Genomic DNA, 19,130 nt, shown 5'->3' with positions numbered 1-19,130 from the left:
CATGCCTGCGACCGGTCAGCACCGCCGTACCAAGTCCCTGCGCTTCACCCGCTCCATAGCCGCTCTCGGCGCCGGTGGTGCCGCACTCGCACTGCCGCTCATGGGCGCCACCGGCTCGTTCGCCGCCACCGCGCCGTCCGCCGCCGTCCAGTCCGTTTCCGGAAAGTCCGTCACCGCGGCCCCGGTCGCCGCCAAGTCGGCCGCGGCCAAGACCTACACGGTGAAGCAGGGCGACTGCCTCGCCAGCATCGCCAGGGAGCAGAAGGTCGCGGGCGGCTGGAAGAAGCTGTACAAGGACAACCGCAAGGTCATCGGCGCCGACCCCGCGAAGATCCGCGCGGGCCTCAAGCTCGTCGTCGCCGGACAGGCTCCCGCCTCCGGCGACTCGGCCTCCGCTGCCGCGTCCACGACCACGGCCGCGAAGACGTCCACGGCGTCCACCGCTCCCGAGGCGGCCACCACGGCCACCCCCGCCGCGAACACGGCCACGAACCCGGCGGCCACGACCACCTCCGCCTTCAGCGCGCCGATTCCTGGTGCCACCATCAGCACCCCGTACCACCAGGCGGGCAGCATGTGGTCGAGCGGCTACCACACCGGTGTCGACTTCATCGCCCCGACCGGCACCAGCCTCAAGGCCGTCGGTGCGGGCACCGTCGTCTCCGCGGGCTGGGCCGGCGCGTACGGCAACCAGGTCGTCATCAAGCTGAGCGACGGCATGTACGCCCAGTACGCGCACCTGTCCGCCCTCTCCGTCTCGGCCGGCCAGACCGTGACGGCGGGCCAGCAGATCGGCCTCTCCGGCTCCACGGGCAACAGCACGGGCCCGCACCTGCACTTCGAGATCCGCACGACGCCCGACTACGGCTCGGACGTCGACCCGCTGGCCTACCTGCGCCAGCACGGGGTCTCCATCTGACGCCGGTTCGGATCCGGCCGAGCGGCGCCGATCGAGCGAGCGGCGCCGCTCGCTCGATCGACATCGGCTGACGCCGGCCGGCATCGACCAGACCAGACCGGCATCGACCAGACCAGACCGGCACCGACCAGAACAGGTCGGCACCGACCAGAACAGGCCCGGTCAGGCCGCACCCGCCCGCGGTGCGGCCTGACCGGGCGCATGCCGTTCTGCCGGGCGCCGTTCTCTCTGCGAGCCCGAGCCCCGCAAGGCTCTTTGCCAGCCGCACAAGGCCCTTTCTCTATTCCTGGCTTGGGTTAATCTTGACGAGTGGCATTTCTCACCCGCCGTCAACCCTTTCCTACGGTGGCGTAGGTCACTTAGGAAGGTGAAAGATATGCCGACGTGGCAGCAGAGTCGACATCCTTCACCAGTGACGTGATCAGGTCCTACGCAGCGGTCGGCGACAGCTTCACCGAAGGTGTCGGAGACCCCGGGCCCGGCGGACACTTCGTTGGCTGGGCCGACCGGTTGGCCGTCCTTCTCGACGACCGGGTCCCGGAACACACCTTCCGCTACGCCAATCTGGCCGTACGCGGCAAACTTCTCGACCAGATCGTCGCGGACCAGGTACCGCGGGCCAGGGAACTCGCGCCCGACGTGGTGACGTTCTGCGCCGGCGGCAACGACATCATCCGGCCCGGCACCGACCCCGACGACGTCGCGGAGCGCTTCGAGCGGGCCGTCAGGGACCTCACATCGGCTGCGGGCACCGTCATGCTCGCCACGGGCTTCGACACCCGCGGCGTACCCGTGCTCAGGCATCTGCGCGGCAAGATCGCCACCTACAACCTGCACCTGCGGGCCGTCGCCGACCGCTACGGCTGCCCCGTCCTCGACCTGTGGTCGCTCAGGACCATCCAGGACCGCAGGGCATGGGACCCCGACCGGCTGCACCTGTCTCCCGAGGGCCACACCCGCGTCGCCCTGCGCGCCGCCCAGGTGCTCGGACTCGAGGTGCCCGCCGACCCGGACCAGCCCTGGCCGCCGGAACCGCCGCGCGGCTCCCTGGAGATGCGCCGCGACACGATCCACTGGGCCCGCGAGTACCTCGTGCCGTGGATCGGACGGCGGCTGCGGGGGGAGTCCTCCGGGGACAACGTGGAGGCGAAGAGGCCGGATCTGCTGCCTTTGTAGGGGGATCGAATCGCGGGCTTGGGGCCCGGGCTTGAGGCCTTGGGCCTGTGGCACGCAGGCGGCGTACCGTCGTCGTGCCCCGTGTCGCCGGGCCGTCACGGAGTCGCCGTCATCCCCTCCGCGTACGGCCCGCCAGGAACGAGGCATCCCCGGAGCCGATCCCGGCGTCCTTACGAGGGGCGCCGGATGGTCGGCCGTAGATCGAGGCCGGCCAGGGACACCGGTGATCCCGGAGGCCCGGAAGAGAACGGCGGCCGCGGACATCGCGTCGTCATCTCGCCGACCCGGGTCTGTCAGAGGTGCGCCACATAATGGATGGCCTACGACCACAGGAGGTGCCGTGACCGGTTCCCGTTCCCTGACCACGGGGCTCCGCTCGCTGCGGCCCGTCGCCTTCGGCGCGGAACCGGAGGGCGAGCGGCTGGCGCGGATCCGCAGATCGCCGAACTTCGCGAACGGCTCGTTCCAGAACCCCGTGGGCGCCAGGACCCGCCCCTCCTCCGGCTCCGCGTTCGAGCTCGTGAAGTCGTACTTCCGCAAGGAGGAGCGCGCCAGGCGCGCACCCGCCGGACCCGTGCCGGTGCACTCCACGACCCTTGCCGACCTGGCCAGGCCCCCGGCGAGCGGGCTGCGGCTCACCTGGATGGGGCACTCGAGCGTACTGGCCGAGATCGACGGCCGCCGCGTGCTCTTCGACCCGGTCTGGGGCGAGCGGTGCTCCCCGTTCGACTTCGCGGGCCCCAAGCGGCTGCACCCCGTACCGGTGCCCTTGGCCGCCCTGGGACCGGTCGACGTGATCGTCATCTCCCACGACCACTACGACCACCTCGACCTGCCCACGATCAAGCAGCTGGCCGGCACGGATACGGTGTTCGCCGTGCCGCTCGGCGTCGGCGCCCACCTGGAGCGCTGGGGCATAGCGGCAGACCGGCTCCGCGAGCTCGACTGGAACGAGTCCACCGAGGTGTCCGGCCTCTCCCTCACCGCCACCCCCGCGCGCCACTTCTGCGGCCGCGGCCTGCGTAACCAGCAGCACACGCTCTGGGCGTCCTGGGTCGTGGCCGGCGATGAACACCGGATCTACCACAGCGGCGACACCGGGTACTTCCCGGGCTTCAAGGACATCGGCGCCGAGCACGGCCCCTTCGACGCCACGATGATCCAGATCGGGGCGTACAGCGAGCACTGGCCCAAGAACCACACGGACCACACGCCGCTGCCCGGAGCGTGGCCGGACATCCACATGTCGCCCTCGCAGGGTGTGCAGGCGCACCTCGACCTGCAAGGAGGCAAGCCGCACGGCGTGCTGCTGCCGATCCACTGGGGCACCTTCAATCTGTCCCTGCACCCGTGGGCGGAGCCTGGGGAGTGGACGAAGGACGCTGCTGAGGAGGTCGGGCAGGGGGTCGCGTTTCCGCGGCCCGGCGAGCCTTTCGAGCCTTCGGGCGTGCTCCCCGGGGACCCCTGGTGGCGGGCGGTATCCACCCCGATTGCACACCCATGGCGCCGCTCCAAGGAGCCGGATGCCGCGATGGCCGCGCGAGGCGACCTCGATCTTGCGGGGGAGCGGTGATGCGGTCAGACGCGGGATGCGGGTCATGACGCTGATGTCATGACGCCGATGATGCTGTAATCCGCTTTCGCAGCGTTTTGAGGCGTTCTTCGGCGAGTTCCATGTCGTGGATGTGGCGGGGAGGCACGTCGGTCTGCTGAGCGGATTCGGCATCGGCGGCCCGGCTGCTGCGTCCATAGCGGAGGAGGCGATCGCCGCGGGCGCGCGGCGCGTGGTGAGCATCGGTGGCGCCGGCGGCCTCTGTATCGGCCAGGTGCCGGGTGACGTGGTGGTCTGTGACCGGGCGGTGCGGGATGAAGGCGTCTCGCACCACTACCTCCAGTCGGAACGCTACGTACGGCCGGACATGGAGCTGACGTCCCGGCTGATCGACGCGGTCAAGGAACGCGGTCGCCGCGTCCAGGTGGGCGGCACGTGGACGACGGACGCGGTCTATCGCGAGACGCGCGAGGAGGTGCTTTCGTATCGGGACGAAGGTGTACTGACCGTCGAAATGGAGGCTGCGTCCCTGGCGGCCGTCGCTCAGTACCGAGGTGTGGCCTTCGCGACCGGCCTCGTCGTCATGGACTCGCTGGCCGAGGAGTCCTGGGAGCCCAAAGGGCTCGCAGACGCGGCCTCGTACAAGGCACTGAACGATCTGTTTGACGCTGCCGTCGCTGTACTTGCCGTTGGCTGACTCCGCAGGAGGTCGGGCAGGCTGTGGCACTCTCTCGTGCGGGTGAGCCGTTGCCGTTGCCGTGGCCCCGTGCCCGGTCGACGGGAACGGGGCCATGGACGCGTGGGTTTACAGAGCGGACGCGGCGCTGTGCAGGTTCTTGGCGGCCAGGGCGAGGCCTTCGGTCTGGGAGTAGGCGGCGTCCTCGTGCTCGATGTTGACGGCCATGTCCGGGTTGATCTCGGCGAGGGCGCGCAGGAACTCCGTCCAGTAGGGGACGTCGTGTCCGAGGCCGACGGCGACGAACTTCCACGCCGGGTTCTCCGGCCAGGCGTTGCACCAGAACCCGTAGCCGGTGGGGACCTTGCCGGGCGCATCGGCGGGCACCCGGGTGAATGAGGTGTCCAGCACGCCACGGATGTCGGCGCCGGGACAGAGCGTCGCGTCCTTCGCGGCCGCGTGGAACACCAGCGGGCCCAGCCACTTGATGGAGGCGACGACGTCCATGCCCTGCCACATCAGGTGCGACGGGTCCATCTCCGCGCCGATGTTCGTCGCGCCCGTCTCGTCGACGAGTCGCCTGAGCGTGACCGGGGAGAACACGACGTTGTGCGGGTGCATCTCGATGGCGACCCGGACGTCGTTGTCCCGGGCCAGCGCGTCGATCTCCTTCCAGAACTCGACAGCGACGCCCCACTGGTAGTCCAGGACGTCCATGTAGACGCCGTCCCAGGGGTTCACCACCCAGGAGGGGTACTTGGCGTCGGGGTCGGAGCCCGGGGTGCCGGACATGGTCACGACGTGCTGCACGCCGAGCAGGCCCGCGAGGCGGATGGTTCGGCGCAGGTCGTCGGCGTGCTTCGGTCCGACCCCCGGGAGCGGGTTGAGCGGGTTGCCGTTGCAGTTGAGCCCGGTCAGTTCCATGCCGCGGTCGGCGAAGGCCGCCAGGTACTCGTCGCGCGCGGTGGCAGAGGACAGCAGCAGGTCGACCGGGCAGTGCGGGGAAGGGATGAAGCCGCCGGTGTTGACCTCCACGGAGGTCAGGCCGTTCTCCCTCAGGACGTCGAGGGCTTCGGCGAGCGGGCGGTCGTGCAGGCAGGCGGTGTAGGCACCGAGCTTGAGGGCCATTGCTTTCTCCTGGGAGGTGCGGGTGGTCAGGCGGCGGGCGGAACCGGGATGAGCGCGCCGCCGTTGCGGGAGGAGTCGACGACTGCCTGGATGATCTCCATGGTCCGCAGCGCGTCGGCGAACGTGGCGCAGGCCGGCAGCGGGTCGGCGACGCCCGCGACCTGGTCGAGGAAGGCCCGGGCCTGGTAGGTGAAGTTGTCGGCGTTGCTGGCGCCCACACCCGGCGCCTCCATCGGGACCCCGCCCGCGAAGTACGGCAGCTGCGGGCCCGCGATGATCTGGCGGGCGCCGCGGGTACGGGCCTCGGGCTGCGCGTCGTCGAAGACGTACTCGGCCGGGCGGTGTTGGTCGAACGCGGCCCGGCCGCGGAGCCCCAGGACGTCGAAGGAGAGCCCGTTGGGCAGACCGAATGCGGTGCGCGACACCGAGAAGGTGCCCACCAGGCCGGACTCGAAGCGAGCGGTGAAGGACGCGGTGTCCTCGTTCTCCACCTCGCCGAACTCGTCGGAGACGGGAGCGGCATTGTGGCCGACGACCGCGCCCAGCGGCAGGCGCCGCTTGGGGATCTGCGTCGACAGCGCGGCGCCGGAGACCGAGGCGATGGGCCCTGCGACATATTCGGCGGCGTCTATCACGTGCGCGCCGATGTCCCCGAGCGCACCGGAACCGGGGCCGCCCTTGAACCGCCAGCTCAGTGGCCCGTTCGGGTCGGCGGCGTAGTCGCACCAGTACCGGCCGCTGAACAGCGTCAGGTCGCCCAGCTCGCCGCGCCGGACGTGATCGCGGATTGCGGCGATGGCGGGGGAACGGCGGAAGGTGTACCCGACCGCGGTCACGACGTCGGCGGTGCGCTCCAACTCGGCCATCGCGCGGGCGTCCTCGAGCGATCCCGCCAGCGGCTTCTCACACAGCACGTGCTTTCCCGCGGCGACCAGCGCCTCCGCGATCGGGCGGTGCAGCGCGTTGCCGACGACGATGCTGACGGCGTCGATGGTCGGGTCCTCGACGACGGCCTCCCAGCTCGGGAGCACCTTCTCGTAGCCGTAGCGGCGGGCGGCGTCCTCGCCGAGTCCGACGTTGGCGTCGGCTATCGCGGCCAGGCGGACCGGCGGCAGGCCGGCGCCGAAGACCGTGTTGACGTTGCGGTAGCCCGCGGCGTGGCTGCGGCCGGCCATGCCGGCTCCGATCACTGCGACGGAGATGGGTTCGGCGGACGTGGCCATGGAAGTGCCCTGCTTTCTTGTCATGGGTTCGAACCGGTCGTGCGTAAGCCGCAGTCACGCGGGCGATGTGTGTGCCGGGTGGCCGCGGCCCGTCAGGACCAGGTGGCCAGGTAGTCGGCGATCTTCTCGCGCATGAACACCGAGGACTCCTCGGCTCGTTCTTCCCAGGCGAAGACGCAGGCGGTGAGGGTGCCGTCGAATCCGTTCGCGCGCAGTGCGCGGAAGAGTTCGTCGAAGTCGACCTCGCCCTGGCCGATGTCGAGGTGCTGGTGGATGCGCGCCGGGGTGCCGGGCGGGTTGAGGATGTAGCGGTTGCCGGAGGACGCGGTGTGGTCGAAGGCGTCCGCCAGGTGGACATGGGTGAGCAGGGCGCCCGCGTACGTGATGATGCCGGGGGCGTCGTTGCCGATGTGGAAGGTGTGCGGGGCGCAGTACAGGAACGTCACGTTGGGGTGATTGACGCCGCGGATCAGGTTGATCGCGTCGTAGCCGTTCTCGATGAAGTCGTCCGGGTGGGGTTCCAGGGCGAGGTGGATGCCCTCGCGTTCGAAGAGCGGCAGGAGTTCGTCCATGGAGCGCCAGAACTGCGCCTCGCTGCGATCGGGTTCCTCCGGGCGGCCGTTGAACTCGGAGATCATGCTGTCGACACCGAGGTCGGCGGTGATCTGGATGGCTCGCTTCCAGTAGCGGACGGCCGCCTGCCGGGCGTCCTCGTCGGGGCCGGACCAGCGGAACAGCGGCAGGACGGAGGAGATGCCGACGCCCGCCGCGTCCAGTGCCTTGCGGAACTTCCGTACGGTGGCGTCGTCCACGCGTGGATGCCTGAAGAAGGGGATGAAGTCCTCCCGGGGGGAGAGCTCGATCCACTCGTAGCCCAGCTCGGCGACCGCGGCGGGCAGCTCGAGCAGCGGGACGTTGCGGATCATGTAGGGGTCGAGGGCGATCTTCATCTGGTTACCTCCGTGGATACTCCGCCCTTCAGGGCTGAGAGGAAACGGATTCCTGGGGAGCAGGGCAGGAAAAGACGATTCGCCGTTCAGGGCGGATCGTCGTTCAGCCCCAACTGCCTGCAGAAAGCCACTAATCGCTGTGATAATTCGTGAACATGAGGACCTCACATGTGAAGCGGGCGTTCAAGTAGCGCTTCTACCCGACCGATGCGCAGGCAGCCGAGCTGTCGCGCACGTTCGGGTGTGTGCGGAAGGTCTACAACATGGCGCTCGCCGCCCGCACCGAGGCATGGGCGCGGCAGGAGCGGATCAACTACAACGCCACGTCGGCGATGCTGACGGCGTGGAAGAAGACCGAGGAACTTTCCTACCTGGGCGAAGTGTCCTCGGTGCCGTTGCAGCAGGCGCTGCGGCACTTGCAGGTGGCGTTCACCAACTTCTTCGGCAAGCGGGCCAAGTATCCACGGTTCAAGTCGAAGAAGAAGTCGCGGAAGTCGGCGGAGTACACCACATCCGCGTTCCGCTACCGCGACGGCGAGCTCACTCTGGCGAAGATGACCGAGCCCCTGGCGATCGTGTGGTCCCGGCCGCTCCCCGAGGGCGCGACGCCCTCCACCGTGACCGTGTCCCAGGACAGCGCGGGGCGCTGGTTTGTGTCCCTGCTGTGCGAGGACCCCGGCATCACGCCGCTCCCCGCAACGGGCACAGCGGTCGGTATCGATGTCGGCCTGGACCATCTGCTGACCCTCTCCACGGGGGAAAAGATCACCAACCCCCGGCATGAGCGCCGCGACCGTGTCCGCCTCGCCACAGCCCAGCGGGCCCTTGCCCGCAAGGCCAAGGGAGAGGGCGCCAATCGGGCCAAGGCCCGGCGCCGGGTCGCCAGGATCCACGCCCGGATCGCCGACCGCCGCAGGGACCACCTGCACAAGCTGACCACTCGACTCGTGCGTGAAAACCAAACGCTCGTGATCGAGGACCTGACCGTGCGCAGCATGGTCAAGAACCGGAGTCTGGCCCGCGCGATCAGTGATGCGGCATGGGCGGAGTTCCGGAGCATGCTGGAGTACAAGGCCGCCTGGTACGGGCGGGAAGTGATTGCGGTGGACCGCTTCTTCCCCTCGTCCAAGCTGTGCTCGGTCTGCGGCACCCTCCTGACGGAGATGCTGCTGAAGGTCCGTACCTGGAGGTGCGACAGTTGCGGGACGGTCCATGACCGGGACGTGAACGCGGCGAAGAACCTTCTGGCCGCCGGGCTGGCGGTGTCTGTCTGTCGAGCTGGTGTAAGACCTCAACGGAGAACTCCGGGCGGGCAGTCGGCGACGAAGCAGAAACCCTCACAGCGCGAGCCGTGAGAATCCCCTTGTTCACGAGAGGGAGAAGTCAAGGGAGTGCCTTCTGGATGGGGGGAGTGCTTTCCCGGAGTGCTTTCTGATCAGTTGAAGACGGTGGAGCGTTGCCTCAGGACGTCGGCCGGCGAGGCCGGTGACGAGGGACGCGTCGCCGGTGCCGATGCCTGGGGCGCGGTCGTCACCGCGTGCCCTTCGCGGCGAACTTCGCGATGGTGTCGATGTTGCTCTTGTCGACGAAGGCCGGACCGGTCAGCACCGGCTCCTCACCGCCGCCGCTGTAGTTGCCGTTGTTCTTGTAGAGCCACAGGGAGTCGACGGCGAGGTAGCCCTGAAGGTAGGGCTGCTGGTCCACGGCGAACTGGATGGTGCCCTTCTCGATGGCGGCGACGAGGTCCTTGTTGAGGTCGAACGTCGCGACCTTGGCCTTGCTCCCCGCGTCGGACACCGACTGCACGGCAGTCAGCGCGAACGGTGCGCCGAGGGTGACCACCTGGTCGATGGAGGGGTCCTGCTTGAGCTTGGCGGTGATCGTCGACTTCACGGACGGCATGTCGGTGCCGTTGACGTACAGGGTGTCGGTCTTGCCGCTGAAGGTCTTCTTCACACCGGCGCAGCGCTCTTCGAGGTTGACGTCACCCTGGGCCTGGACCACGCACAGGGCGTGTTTGGCGCCGGTGGTGTCGAGCTTGCTGCCGAGCGCCTGGCCGGAGACGGACTCGTCCTGGCCGAAGAACTCCAGCAGGCCCTGCTTCTTCCAGACGCTCAGGCCGGCGTTGAAGCCGACGACGGGGATGCTGGCCTTCTCGGCCTTGGCGACCACGTCCTTCATGGCATCCGGTTTGGCGAGCGTGACCGCGATGCCGTCGACCTTCTGGTCGATCGCGTTCTGCACCAGGTTGGCCTGGTCGCCGGCGTTCTCGTCGTTGGAGTAGACGAGCTTGACGTTGTCCTTGGCGGCGGCGGCCTCGGCACCCTTGCGGATGGTGTCCCAGAAGGTGTCACCGGAGGGGGCGTGGGTGACCATCGCGATCGTCATCCGGGGGGTGGTGGCCCTGCCCGCGGAGACGTCGTCCGCGGCTTCCTCGGCCTTCTTGCCGCCGGAGCTGCTGGAGCAGCCCGCGAGGGTCAGGGCGGCCGCGGCGGCCACGGCCACGACGGGGACGATTCTGCGGGAACGGCGGAGCGATGTGCGGCTCATGGTTCGTGCACCTCACTGTGCAGCTCGGAGGGGACAGCGGATCGGCGGCCGTCGGGTGGGCGGGGGCGGTTACGACGGTCTCCGGAGCTGACTTCGTTGGAACGATGACTTCGTCGGAACGACAGGACAATTTAAAGCGCTTTAAGTCCTGGTACTATCGGGTCGCCTCGCGAACGTGTCAAGGGGTCACGCGAGGAGATTGCCGCGGGGAGGCACACGTGGACGATGACGGTTCCGCACGTCACCGGAACGGCACGAACAAGCGCCCCCGGCTGGAGGACGTGGCCGCCCGGGTGGGGCTGTCCACGGCCTCGGTGTCCCTGGTCCTGCGTGGGGTGCCCGGGCCCAGCGAACGCACCCGGCAACGTGTCCTGAAAGCCGCCGCCGACCTCGGCTACCAGGTGGACCGCACCGCCAGCCTGCTGGCCAGCAGGCGTACCCGGCTGCTCGGCGTCATGGTCGACATCCACAGTCCGTTCCACGCCGAACTGGTCGAGCACCTGCACACGGCCGCCGAGGAGGTCGGCTACGACCTCGTCCTGAGCACGCTCACCCGCACCCGCGACGAGCACACCGCTGTCGAGACGCTGCTGGCCTTCCGCAGCGAGGCGCTGATCCTGCTCGGCCCGACCGCCCCCGCCGACACGCTCGCCGCCTTCGACCGCAAGGCACCCGTGATCGCCGTCGGCCGCCGGATCGTCGACACCGGCCTCGACGTCGTACGCACCGCGGACGACGACGGAGTGGGCCAGATCGTCGACCACCTGGTCGGCCTCGGCCACCGCGCGATCACGTACGTCGACGGCGGCAGGGGCGTCATCGCCACGGACCGGCGCCGCGGCTACCGCACGGCCATGCGCCGCCACGGCCTCGACGACCACATCCGGGTCCTGCACGGCGACCACACCGAATCAGCCGGCGAACGCGCTGCCCGCCATGTCCTCGATGGCGGCGACCTGCCCACCGCCGTCGTCGCCTTCAACGACCAGTGCGCCATCGGCGTCCTAGCCGCCCTCGCCCGCGCCGGCGTGGCCGTCCCGGGCGAGGTGTCCGTCGTCGGGTACGACGACGACACGCTCTCCCGCCTGAGCTGCTTCAACCTGACCACCGTCAGCCAGAGCGCCCGGGAACAGGCCCGGTACGCGGTGACCGCCGCCGTCGAACGCCTCGACCAGGGACGCACCGAGCCGCGCGAGGTCGTCCTCACCCCGCGCCTCATCGTCCGCGGCACCACTGCGGAGCCCGCCTGACGCACCTGCCGTAGTGCCGTCAGCCGGGGGTCGCCTCCTGGACGCGCGGGTTCCGGTGCGAAGTGACGGTCGCTGTGCGTCGACCGCGACCACGCCACAGAGGTCGCGTCGGTCGCAGGGACGAGGGCTGGAGCCCGATGTGGCGCTGGATTCCCGGAGGTTACCGTCCGGAGCGCGGTCCGCAGTCGCGCGTGCCGCGTTGAAGGGAGAACCTCGTGCCGTTTGCCGGTGACAGCCGCATACGCATCGCCCGCCCGTCTCGCGATCTTGCCGCGGCGGAGCGGTTCTGGACGAGAGGTGTGGGACTGAGTGTGCTGTATCGCGCCGAGTCGGGCGGCGTGTCCGGCGAACACGATCTCCTCATGCTCGGCCATGCCGAAGCGTCCTGGCACCTCGAACTCGTCCGCGACCCGGCCCACCCCGTCGCTCCGCAGCCGACCGCGGAGGATCTGCTCGTGATCTATCTGGACCAGCCGGTTCCCGACGAGTTGGTGGCCCGCCTCCAGGCGCATGGAGGCACGCGGGTGCAGTCGCCCAATCCGTACTGGAACACGTGGGGCGTCACGGTCGAGGATCCCGATGGTTACCGTCTGGTGCTGTGCACGCGGGACTGGTCCAACACCACCACGGCGTGACGGATTCGAGGTCGGGGCCCTCCATCGAGTCATCGTGGAAGGCCCCAGCTGCATGTGGCATGCCGTCACCCAGGGCTTGGGTAAGTTCCCATGTGCTGCCGTGTTCTGGATCGCGTGCGTCGGGTTGAGTGCGGTGCCGGGCCACGCGCGTACTCATGCGAGACGACCGACATCCGGATGCGAGGATGAGGCGCCATGACTGCTGGGTGGTGTGCTCGCACAGTGCGGGCCGCGATGTTCGCGGCCGTCTGTGTGCTGCTCGCCGCCCTGGGGCACGTCATGATGTCCGGAAACCCGGTGCCCGCGTGGGCGATGGCCGTCGGCGTTGCCGCGACCGGTGCCCTGGGCTGGTGCCTGGCGGGACGTGAGCGGGGGCTTTCGCTGACCGTCTCGGTCGTGGTCGCCGCGCAGACGGCCCTGCACTGGGCGTTCTCGCTCGCCCAGTCCGCGGCTGCGGGAACAGCGAGCGGCTCGGCATCCGGAGACATGGCGTCCATGCGCGTGGGGTCCATGCACATGGGTTCCATGCGGCACGACATGGGCCCCGAGACCATGGGCATGGGCGCCATGGCCACGACCATGGACATGGGCTCGATGCCCAGGGACTCCATGGGCCTGGGCCACATGGGCGTGGGCCACATGGGCGTGGGCCACATGGATCACGCAGGAGCCGCGACGGGTGGCGGCTCGTCGTCGTTCGGCATGCTCGCCGCCCACCTGCTGGCCGCGCTGCTGTGCGGGCTGTGGCTCGCGTACGGAGAGCGCGCCGCGTTCCGCATCCTGCGGGCCGTGGCCGGATGGCTGGCCGCGCCGTTGAGGCTGCTGCTTGCCCTGCCCGTACCGCCGCACCGCCCGCGCCTCCATGTCCGCCGCCGCCGCACCGAGCGGTCGCTGGGGCAGCTCCTTCTCGTCCACGCGATCACCTCTCGGGGGCCACCTCCGGGGACCGCTGTCGCCTGACGACAGCCGGCATCCCGAGGCCGCCGGCCCTTGCCGCGCCTCGGGCCCTGGCCGTGCGCCCGCACAGGCGCCACGGCCGCTTCCCCGTTTCGCCGGATCGCGGATCGCCGCGCCCTCGTGTGCCGTCGGTCCGCACCCGGACGACCGCCTTCGGATTCAGGAGATCAGACCATGTCCGTCACATCGGCATCCCGCATGTCGGGAGACAGCCAGGAGGCCCCGGAGGCACTGCCCTCCCCCGACCGGTCCGCCTGGGCGTCGCTGCGCCCGTTGGTTCTGCGCCTGCACTTCTATGCGGGTGTGCTCGTCGCGCCGTTCCTGCTCGTCGCGGCCGCGACGGGTTTCCTCTACGCCTTCTCGTTCCAGGCCGAGAAGATCGTGTATGCGCACGAACTGCGCGTCCCCGTCGGCAAGAGCGAGCTGCCGATCTCGGAGCAGGTCGCCGCGGCCCGCGCGGCACATCCCGAGGGCGCCATCAGTGCGGTGAGGCCTTCACCGGAGGACGGCGCGACGACGCGCGTCCTGCTGTCCGGAGTGAAAGGCGTGGACCCCGACCACACGCTCGCCGTCTTCGTGAACCCGTACACGGGCGAGGTCCGCGGCGCGCTGGAGCAGTACGGAGCCACCGGCGCGCTGCCGCTGCGCACCTGGATCGACGACCTCCACCGTGATCTGCATTTGGGCGAACCGGGCCGCCTGTACAGCGAACTCGCCGCCAGCTGGCTGTGGGTGATCGCCGGCGGCGGCCTGGTGCTGTGGTTCGGGAGGCGCCGGGCCCAGCGCACGGTGCGCGGTACGACCGGCCGCAGGCGCACGCTCACCGTTCACGGCTCGGTGGGCGTGTGGGCCGCGGCAGGGCTGTTCTTCCTGTCGGCCACGGGCCTGACCTGGTCCGCCTACGCCGGGGCGAACATCGACGACCTGCGGACCGCCCTCGGCCAGACCACGCCCACGGTGACCGCCGACGTCGCCGCCGGAGGCGAGCACGCAGAGCACGGCGGCGGAACGGCGGGCGGCACGCAGGGCACCACCGGTACCGGCATCGGCCTGGACGCCGTCCTGAAGGCCGCCCGCGCCGAGGGCCTGTCGAATCCGGTGGAGATCGTCCCGCCCGTCGACGCCTCGTCCGCGTACGTCGTGAAGCAGATCCAGCGCAGCTGGCCCGAGAAGCAGGACTCGGTCGCCGTCGACCCGGCGACCGGCAAGGTCACCGACACCCTGCGGTTCGACGACTATCCGCTGCTCGCCAAGCTGACCCGTTGGGGCATCGACGCCCACACCGGCGTGCTGTTCGGCATCGTCAACCAACTCGCGCTGGCCGCACTCGCCTTCTGCCTGATCCTGCTGATCGTGTGGGGCTACCGCATGTGGTGGCAACGCGGCCGCGGCTCCGCCTTCGGCCGCCCGCTGCCGCGCGGCGCCTGGCAGCACGTTCCGCCGTACGTGCTCGTCCCGCTCGTGGCGGCGATCGCGGTACTGGGCTACTTCGTGCCGCTCCTCGGTATCCCGCTGGCCGCCTTCCTCGCCGTGGACATCGTGCTCGGCGAGATCGCGTACCGGCGCGGGAAGCGGGTCTACACGCCGGCCGCCTGACCCCTGGCGGGGCGGCGCACGCGTCGTGCGTCGCCCCGCCAGGAAGTGCCGCGATGCGCGCGCTGTGGACCGCGGCTACGGACGCCCGCTACGCGACGGCACAGCCCGCGCCATACAGGGCACCATCCCCATCCACCACGGCCAGGACATCGCCGACTGGCTCGCCTGGCTCCACCCGCAGCAGATCGATCCCTGGCGCGCCGACCACACCCACGCCTCCGCTCACCGTTACCCCTCCGCTGGGTGAACAACTCCATCGCCACGTAGATGCGTTACTACGCCAACGCCAACCGCTACCCCTGGCCCCCCGCGCACGACCGCACCCCGGTCGTGCAGGCCCCGGTCGGCCTCACCTTCGTCACGTACGAGAACCCGCCCGGCATCCACACCGCCGACGAGCGCGTCCGGGCGTTCAAGACCGGCCCGCAGGCCGATTGGTTCAACCACGTCAACGTCAACGCCCACGACCACGGCGGCCACTTCATCCCCTGGGAGAACCCCGACGCCTGGGTGAGCGACCTACGCCGCACCTTCCACGGCCGCAGGCCCTGAACGACCCCCTCCCCATCGACCTCCACCGGGGCATGAAGATCGGCGGACTTCGGTATGGCATCCACGCCCCGGTCCTGCACCCCTATCCGGGTGAGGACATCCCTGCCTTCTCCGACGCACGCGTACGCGAAGTCCTGCGCCAGGCGGCACACACCGGTCTCGTCCGCCAGGACGACCGCGAACGCCTGCCGGTGCTGCTGATTTGGTGGCCGCGCGCACGCCGGTCGATGCCTGGCCCAGCCCCATGCGGCACGACTTCGTGCCCGCCCACTCGACTCGGTCTCGGTGCCTGGCGGGCCCTGAACCCCCGGGACACGGGATCCACGACCTGCACCGCGCGGCCACACGCCGACTGGCTCGCCGAGCAGATCGACGCTGGTTGAGACCAACGGCTGCGAACGCCTTCCTCCGGGCGCTTGCCGCTTGGAAACCGATCGGTGCACATTGGACGGAAACCGATCGGCTTCGTGGGTGAGCGGAAATACCCAGCGGGTACGCCGGGCCGCATCGCCATCCCGGTCGCCGGCGATTCCGAGGAAGCCAGGCGCGTGGCCATGCGCCTGGTGGACGACACGGGATTCGACCCTTACGACGCCGGCGCACTGTCTGTGAGTGAAGCCAGCGCGGTGGGCTGCACCGCGCTGGCGGCGGCCGAGCCGAGCAGCAGATCGGCCAGGTCATGGGGTCGCGCCTGCTCACCGGTCGGAGCCGCGGCGGTGATCCGGTCCAGTCGGAAGCCTCGACCGGCCTGCCTCGTGCGGCACCAGGCGATGAGGTACCACTTGCCGTCGGCGGTGAGCAGTCCGGCCGGTTCAACGGCGCGGTCGCTCTCCTGCCCGGCCGCGTCGACGTAGGACAGCCGCAGCACCGTGCTATCGGTGAGAGCCTGCTCCACCGCCGTCCGGACCGACTCCACGGTCCGCGTCGGCAGCGCGACGATCCGGGCGGCCAGTTGCCGGGCCGCCGTCGAGGCGGGGCCGGTCATCGAGGCCGCGATCTTCCGGGACGCCGTACGGACCGCGCCGGCGTAGAGGGCGGAGGCGTCGGCGACGGCGAGCGCGGCGACCAGCGCCGCGGCCTCTTCGGCGGTGAAACGGATCGGCGGGAGGGTCATCGCCGGGTCGATCGACCAGCCGCCGCCCCGCCCGGTTGTGAAGCGCACTGGGGCACCCGCCTCCATCAGCGCCTGGAGATCGCGCTGCACCGTCCGCGTGCTCACCTCGAACCGCGCGGCGAGCGCGGCGACCGTCAACGATCGTGGCGCCGCCGCGCGCAACTCTTCCACCAGTGCGTAGAGCCGAGGAGTGCGGTTCATGGGGCCGACGCTACCGTCACGCGCCGGCCAGGAAGTCCCGCTCCCGCTGCTGTTCGCGTGCGGTGATGGTCAACGGGAACAGGGTGAAGCCGTGCATCGCCCCCGCGACGACGCCGAGTTGCACGGGCGCCCCGGCCACCTGCCACCGCTGGGCCAGGAAGAGCGAGTCGTCCAGCAGCGGATCTTGAGCGCCGACGACGATCCGGGCGGACGGCAGGCCGGTCAGATCGGCGTACAGCGGCGAGACCTCCGGGTCGCGGCGCTCCTCCGGCCCCATTCCCGGCGTGAAGAGCTCATAACTTCCCCGCACCGAGTCGGAGTTGCTCAGCAACCGCCGAGAGCCGAACAGCCGCTGGCTCGGTGTCATCGACAGGTCGTACGGGCCGAAGGCCAGGTGGGCCGCGCGGAACGTGCCGGTGATGCCGTGCCGGTCGCGAAGCCGTAGCAGGGTCAGGACGCTCAGGTGCGCACCGGCCGACTCGCCCCCGATCAACAGCCGTTGTGTGCCGAACTCGGCCTCGGCGTGGTCCACCAGCCACCGGGCGGCCGCTTCGCAGTCGTCGGGTCCGGCGGGGAACGGGTGCTCCGGTGCCAGGCGGTAATCCACGCTCATCACGGCCAGCCGGGCTTCCACGGCAAGCCGCCACAGCTTCTCGTCCTGCCCGTCCGCAGAGCCGAACGCCCAGCCGCCGCCGTGTATGTGCAGGTACACGCCGTCGACGTCATCCGGCACGAACGCCCGGACCTTCACCCCGCCCGCGACGACGCGGTCCTGGCCCTGCGGCAGTCGCACTGGTGGCGTGTCGCCACCGAGCCGGTTGCGCCGCAGAAGCGCCAGCACGTCTGCATTCGGCGCTTGCCCACGAGGTGGACGGCTCGCGGCAGTAGCCTTTAACCGGGCGTTGAATGCCAGGGTCTCGGCGAGGCAGTCCTCATCTGTGATCGTCATGCGTCGACAGTCACAGCTGTCTGCGACAACACCCTGTCACCTTTTCCCCGTGAACTGCATCACATCCCTCTCCCTCCAATGCGCCCGACGTCCTGACCGCTCAACGCCATGCGAGGTGGTGGGGACTTCGCGTGCCGAGCCCACACCTGTGGAGTGATCTGTCTCACAGGCTGTCACAACGATGAGGCACGCGGTGTCTTGAGGCCGAACCCGTTGAGACAGAGGAGACAGCATGACCGAGAAGATCGAGGCGGTCGTGATCGACAGCGGATACGCAGGTGTCAGTTCCCGTCAGCAATCGGGGCGCCGTTCCACTCAACTCACCCGGAGCAAGCGAGCCGACCGGAGCGAACCCATGAAGCACCGCATCGTCGTCCTCGGCGCCGGCTATGCCGGGGCCTACGTGGCCGGGACCCTGGCCCGCCGGCTGTCCCCGGCGGACACCGAGATCACCGTGGTCAACGCCGAGCCGGACTTCGTCCAGCGGCTGCGGCTGCACCAGTTCGCGGCCGGCCAGGAGATCGAGGCTCCACAGCTCGCCGACGTCTTCGCGGGCACGGGGATACGGCTGTGCCTGGCGCGTGTCACCGCTGTCCACCCCGAGCGCCAGGTCGTCGCCGTGGCCGGCGCCGACGGCGGCGGCGAGCTCGGCTACGACACGCTCGTCTACGCGCTCGGCAGCCACGTCGCCGACCACGGCGTCCCCGGCGTGGCCGAGCACGCCTTCGACGTCACCGGCCGGGCCTCAGCGCTGCGCCTGCGCGAGCGCCTGGACAGCCTGGGCAGGCGGGGCGAAGGCGGGAGTGTGCTGGTCATCGGCGACGGGTTGACCGGCATCGAGACCGCCACTGAGATCGCCGAGTCCCGGCCCGGTCTGTCGGTGGCGCTGGTCGCCCGAGGCGAGCTTGGCGCCCGGCTCTCCGCCGGAGCCCGCAGCCACCTGCGCCAGGCCTGCGACCGGCTGGGCATCACCGTCCTGGAGCACACCAGTGCCGAAGCCGTCGAAGCGACGCGGGTGTTGCGCGCCGACGGCACCGCCCTGGCGTCCGACGCGACCGTGTGGACGGCCGGGTTCGCCGTCAGCCCCATCGCCGCCGCCGGCGGGCTTCAGGTCACCGAGGACGGTCGGATCGTCGTCGATCGCACCATGCGGTCGCTCTCGCACCCGAACGTCTACGCCGTCGGCGACAGTGCCTACGCCATCGGCGACAACGGCCGGCCGCTGCCGATGTCCTGTGCTTCGGCCGGCTACACCGGCCGGCAGGCCACAGCCGCGATCGTGGGACGCCTGACGGGCCGCAAGATCGCCAACACCAAGCTGGAGTACGTGGGCAACCACATCAGCCTGGGACGGCGGGACGGGATCCTGCAGATGGTCGACGACGAAGCGCAGGCAAAGCCGAAGTATGTGAGCGGCCGGAACGCCGCGCGGATCAAGGCCGGCATCCTCACGATGTCGCTGTGGGCCACCTCGCACCCGACCTTCGGCCTGCCCAAGCGCAAGCGCCGCCTGGCCGCCGCGCCGGATCTGTCCGCCGAGAAGACGGTCCGACACCGGGAGGACGAAGCAGCCGCCCATGGCTGAGAACCGATGTCGTCGTGCACACCTGGCCAAGGGCGACCACCGCCGGCAACTGCTGCAGGCCAAGCGCGGCGGGGCGTCGGCCATCGCAGGGCCGGGCAGTCTGACCAGGCAATCGAG

The 19,130-nt window shown here is 70.0% G+C and carries 15 protein-coding genes and 3 pseudogenes; 12 read left to right on the top strand and 6 right to left on the bottom strand.

The genetic code is table 11. The features are described from left to right. The first annotated feature begins 1 nt into the window (after window position 1). The 4 genes and pseudogenes from STSP_RS20425 to STSP_RS20410 all read left to right on the top strand — a co-directional run. Complete coding sequence (locus STSP_RS20425; RefSeq protein WP_067279979.1) at window positions 2–919, top strand: M23 family metallopeptidase; 918 nt, start codon at window positions 2–4, stop codon at window positions 917–919. A gap of 384 nt (window positions 920–1,303) precedes the next feature. Further along, complete coding sequence (locus STSP_RS20420) at window positions 1,304–2,095, top strand: SGNH/GDSL hydrolase family protein (RefSeq protein WP_067279977.1); 792 nt, start codon at window positions 1,304–1,306, stop codon at window positions 2,093–2,095. A gap of 340 nt (window positions 2,096–2,435) precedes the next feature. Then, window positions 2,436–3,668, top strand: a complete 1,233-nt coding sequence (locus STSP_RS20415; protein WP_067279974.1) for an MBL fold metallo-hydrolase — start codon at window positions 2,436–2,438, stop codon at window positions 3,666–3,668. A gap of 103 nt (window positions 3,669–3,771) precedes the next feature. Continuing rightward, window positions 3,772–4,344: pseudogene (locus STSP_RS20410) on the top strand (nucleoside phosphorylase); the annotation flags it as partial. 108 nt (window positions 4,345–4,452) lie between these two features. Here STSP_RS20410 and STSP_RS20405 read toward each other — a convergent pair. From STSP_RS20405 to STSP_RS20395, 3 genes are all read right to left on the bottom strand, one after another. Further along, window positions 4,453–5,451, bottom strand: coding sequence for a sugar phosphate isomerase/epimerase family protein (locus tag STSP_RS20405; RefSeq protein ID WP_067279971.1), 999 nt, complete (start codon window positions 5,449–5,451; stop codon window positions 4,453–4,455). Window positions 5,452–5,477: 26 nt separating this feature from the next. After that, the gene (locus tag STSP_RS20400; RefSeq protein ID WP_067279966.1) at window positions 5,478–6,674 is read right to left on the bottom strand and encodes a Gfo/Idh/MocA family protein; all 1,197 of its coding nucleotides are present in this window, start codon (window positions 6,672–6,674) and stop codon (window positions 5,478–5,480) included. A 92-nt stretch (window positions 6,675–6,766) separates the two neighbouring features. Then, window positions 6,767–7,624: a sugar phosphate isomerase/epimerase family protein gene (locus STSP_RS20395; protein WP_067279965.1), complete on the bottom strand. Its 858-nt coding sequence runs from the start codon at window positions 7,622–7,624 to the stop codon at window positions 6,767–6,769. A gap of 155 nt (window positions 7,625–7,779) precedes the next feature. Between STSP_RS20395 and STSP_RS20390 the strand changes: the two are divergent. Beyond that, a pseudogene (locus tag STSP_RS20390) lies at window positions 7,780–8,979 on the top strand (RNA-guided endonuclease InsQ/TnpB family protein). Between the two features lie 175 nt (window positions 8,980–9,154). Here STSP_RS20390 and STSP_RS20385 read toward each other — a convergent pair. After that, the gene (locus tag STSP_RS20385; RefSeq protein WP_067279963.1) at window positions 9,155–10,174 is read right to left on the bottom strand and encodes a sugar ABC transporter substrate-binding protein; all 1,020 of its coding nucleotides are present in this window, start codon (window positions 10,172–10,174) and stop codon (window positions 9,155–9,157) included. A 218-nt stretch (window positions 10,175–10,392) separates the two neighbouring features. On the opposite strand from STSP_RS20385, the gene STSP_RS20380 reads away from it, so the two are divergent. The 6 genes and pseudogenes from STSP_RS20380 to STSP_RS20355 form a co-directional block, all read left to right on the top strand. Further along, window positions 10,393–11,424, top strand: a complete 1,032-nt coding sequence (locus STSP_RS20380; protein ID WP_067279961.1) for a LacI family DNA-binding transcriptional regulator — start codon at window positions 10,393–10,395, stop codon at window positions 11,422–11,424. Between the two features lie 215 nt (window positions 11,425–11,639). Next, a complete protein-coding gene (locus tag STSP_RS20375) occupies window positions 11,640–12,059 on the top strand; it encodes a VOC family protein (RefSeq protein ID WP_067279959.1) in 420 nt (139 codons plus the stop codon). A gap of 195 nt (window positions 12,060–12,254) precedes the next feature. Continuing rightward, entirely contained in the window at window positions 12,255–13,019 is a 765-nt protein-coding gene (locus tag STSP_RS20370) for a hypothetical protein (protein WP_078067353.1), read from the top strand. A 171-nt stretch (window positions 13,020–13,190) separates the two neighbouring features. Then, on the top strand, window positions 13,191–14,612 hold the full coding sequence (locus STSP_RS20365; protein ID WP_067279957.1) for a PepSY-associated TM helix domain-containing protein: 1,422 nt from the start codon (window positions 13,191–13,193) through the stop codon (window positions 14,610–14,612). Window positions 14,613–14,676: 64 nt separating this feature from the next. Then, window positions 14,677–14,859: a hypothetical protein gene (locus STSP_RS39710; protein WP_067279954.1), complete on the top strand. Its 183-nt coding sequence runs from the start codon at window positions 14,677–14,679 to the stop codon at window positions 14,857–14,859. Beyond that, a pseudogene (locus STSP_RS20355) lies at window positions 14,853–15,164 on the top strand (epoxide hydrolase); the annotation flags it as partial. The gene STSP_RS39710 and the pseudogene STSP_RS20355, both read left to right, overlap by 7 nt. Before the next feature lie 586 nt (window positions 15,165–15,750). On the opposite strand, the gene STSP_RS20345 reads toward STSP_RS20355, so the two are convergent. After that, on the bottom strand, window positions 15,751–16,479 hold the full coding sequence (locus STSP_RS20345; RefSeq protein ID WP_067279949.1) for a helix-turn-helix transcriptional regulator: 729 nt from the start codon (window positions 16,477–16,479) through the stop codon (window positions 15,751–15,753). A gap of 16 nt (window positions 16,480–16,495) precedes the next feature. Beyond that, window positions 16,496–17,428, bottom strand: a complete 933-nt coding sequence (locus tag STSP_RS20340) for an alpha/beta hydrolase (protein WP_067279947.1) — start codon at window positions 17,426–17,428, stop codon at window positions 16,496–16,498. Between the two features lie 355 nt (window positions 17,429–17,783). Between STSP_RS20340 and STSP_RS20335 the strand changes: the two genes are divergently transcribed. Further along, window positions 17,784–19,013, top strand: a complete 1,230-nt coding sequence (locus STSP_RS20335) for an NAD(P)/FAD-dependent oxidoreductase (RefSeq protein WP_067280170.1) — start codon at window positions 17,784–17,786, stop codon at window positions 19,011–19,013. Window positions 19,014–19,130 lie beyond the last annotated feature (117 nt).

Source organism: Streptomyces jeddahensis (genome assembly GCF_001642995.1).
Lineage (GTDB): Bacteria > Actinomycetota > Actinomycetes > Streptomycetales > Streptomycetaceae > Streptomyces > Streptomyces jeddahensis.
The sequence above is the reverse complement of the archived record's forward strand: the minus strand, read 5'-3'. Positions and strand labels throughout refer to the sequence as shown.

Excerpts from the sequence above, each read along its gene's own strand:
- STSP_RS20425 (WP_067279979.1), top strand. The coding sequence starts at position 2 with ATGCCTGCGACCGGTCAGCACCGCCGTACCAAGTCCCTGCGCTTCACC.
- STSP_RS20405 (WP_067279971.1), bottom strand. The coding sequence starts at position 5,451 with ATGGCCCTCAAGCTCGGTGCCTACACCGCCTGCCTGCACGACCGCCCG.
- STSP_RS20400 (WP_067279966.1), bottom strand. The coding sequence starts at position 6,674 with ATGGCCACGTCCGCCGAACCCATCTCCGTCGCAGTGATCGGAGCCGGC.
- STSP_RS20395 (WP_067279965.1), bottom strand. The coding sequence starts at position 7,624 with ATGAAGATCGCCCTCGACCCCTACATGATCCGCAACGTCCCGCTGCTC.
- STSP_RS20385 (WP_067279963.1), bottom strand. The coding sequence starts at position 10,174 with ATGAGCCGCACATCGCTCCGCCGTTCCCGCAGAATCGTCCCCGTCGTG.
- STSP_RS20370 (WP_078067353.1), top strand. The coding sequence starts at position 12,255 with ATGACTGCTGGGTGGTGTGCTCGCACAGTGCGGGCCGCGATGTTCGCG.
- STSP_RS20365 (WP_067279957.1), top strand. The coding sequence starts at position 13,191 with ATGTCCGTCACATCGGCATCCCGCATGTCGGGAGACAGCCAGGAGGCC.
- STSP_RS20345 (WP_067279949.1), bottom strand. The coding sequence starts at position 16,479 with ATGAACCGCACTCCTCGGCTCTACGCACTGGTGGAAGAGTTGCGCGCG.
- STSP_RS20340 (WP_067279947.1), bottom strand. The coding sequence starts at position 17,428 with ATGACGATCACAGATGAGGACTGCCTCGCCGAGACCCTGGCATTCAAC.
- STSP_RS20335 (WP_067280170.1), top strand. The coding sequence starts at position 17,784 with ATGAAGCACCGCATCGTCGTCCTCGGCGCCGGCTATGCCGGGGCCTAC.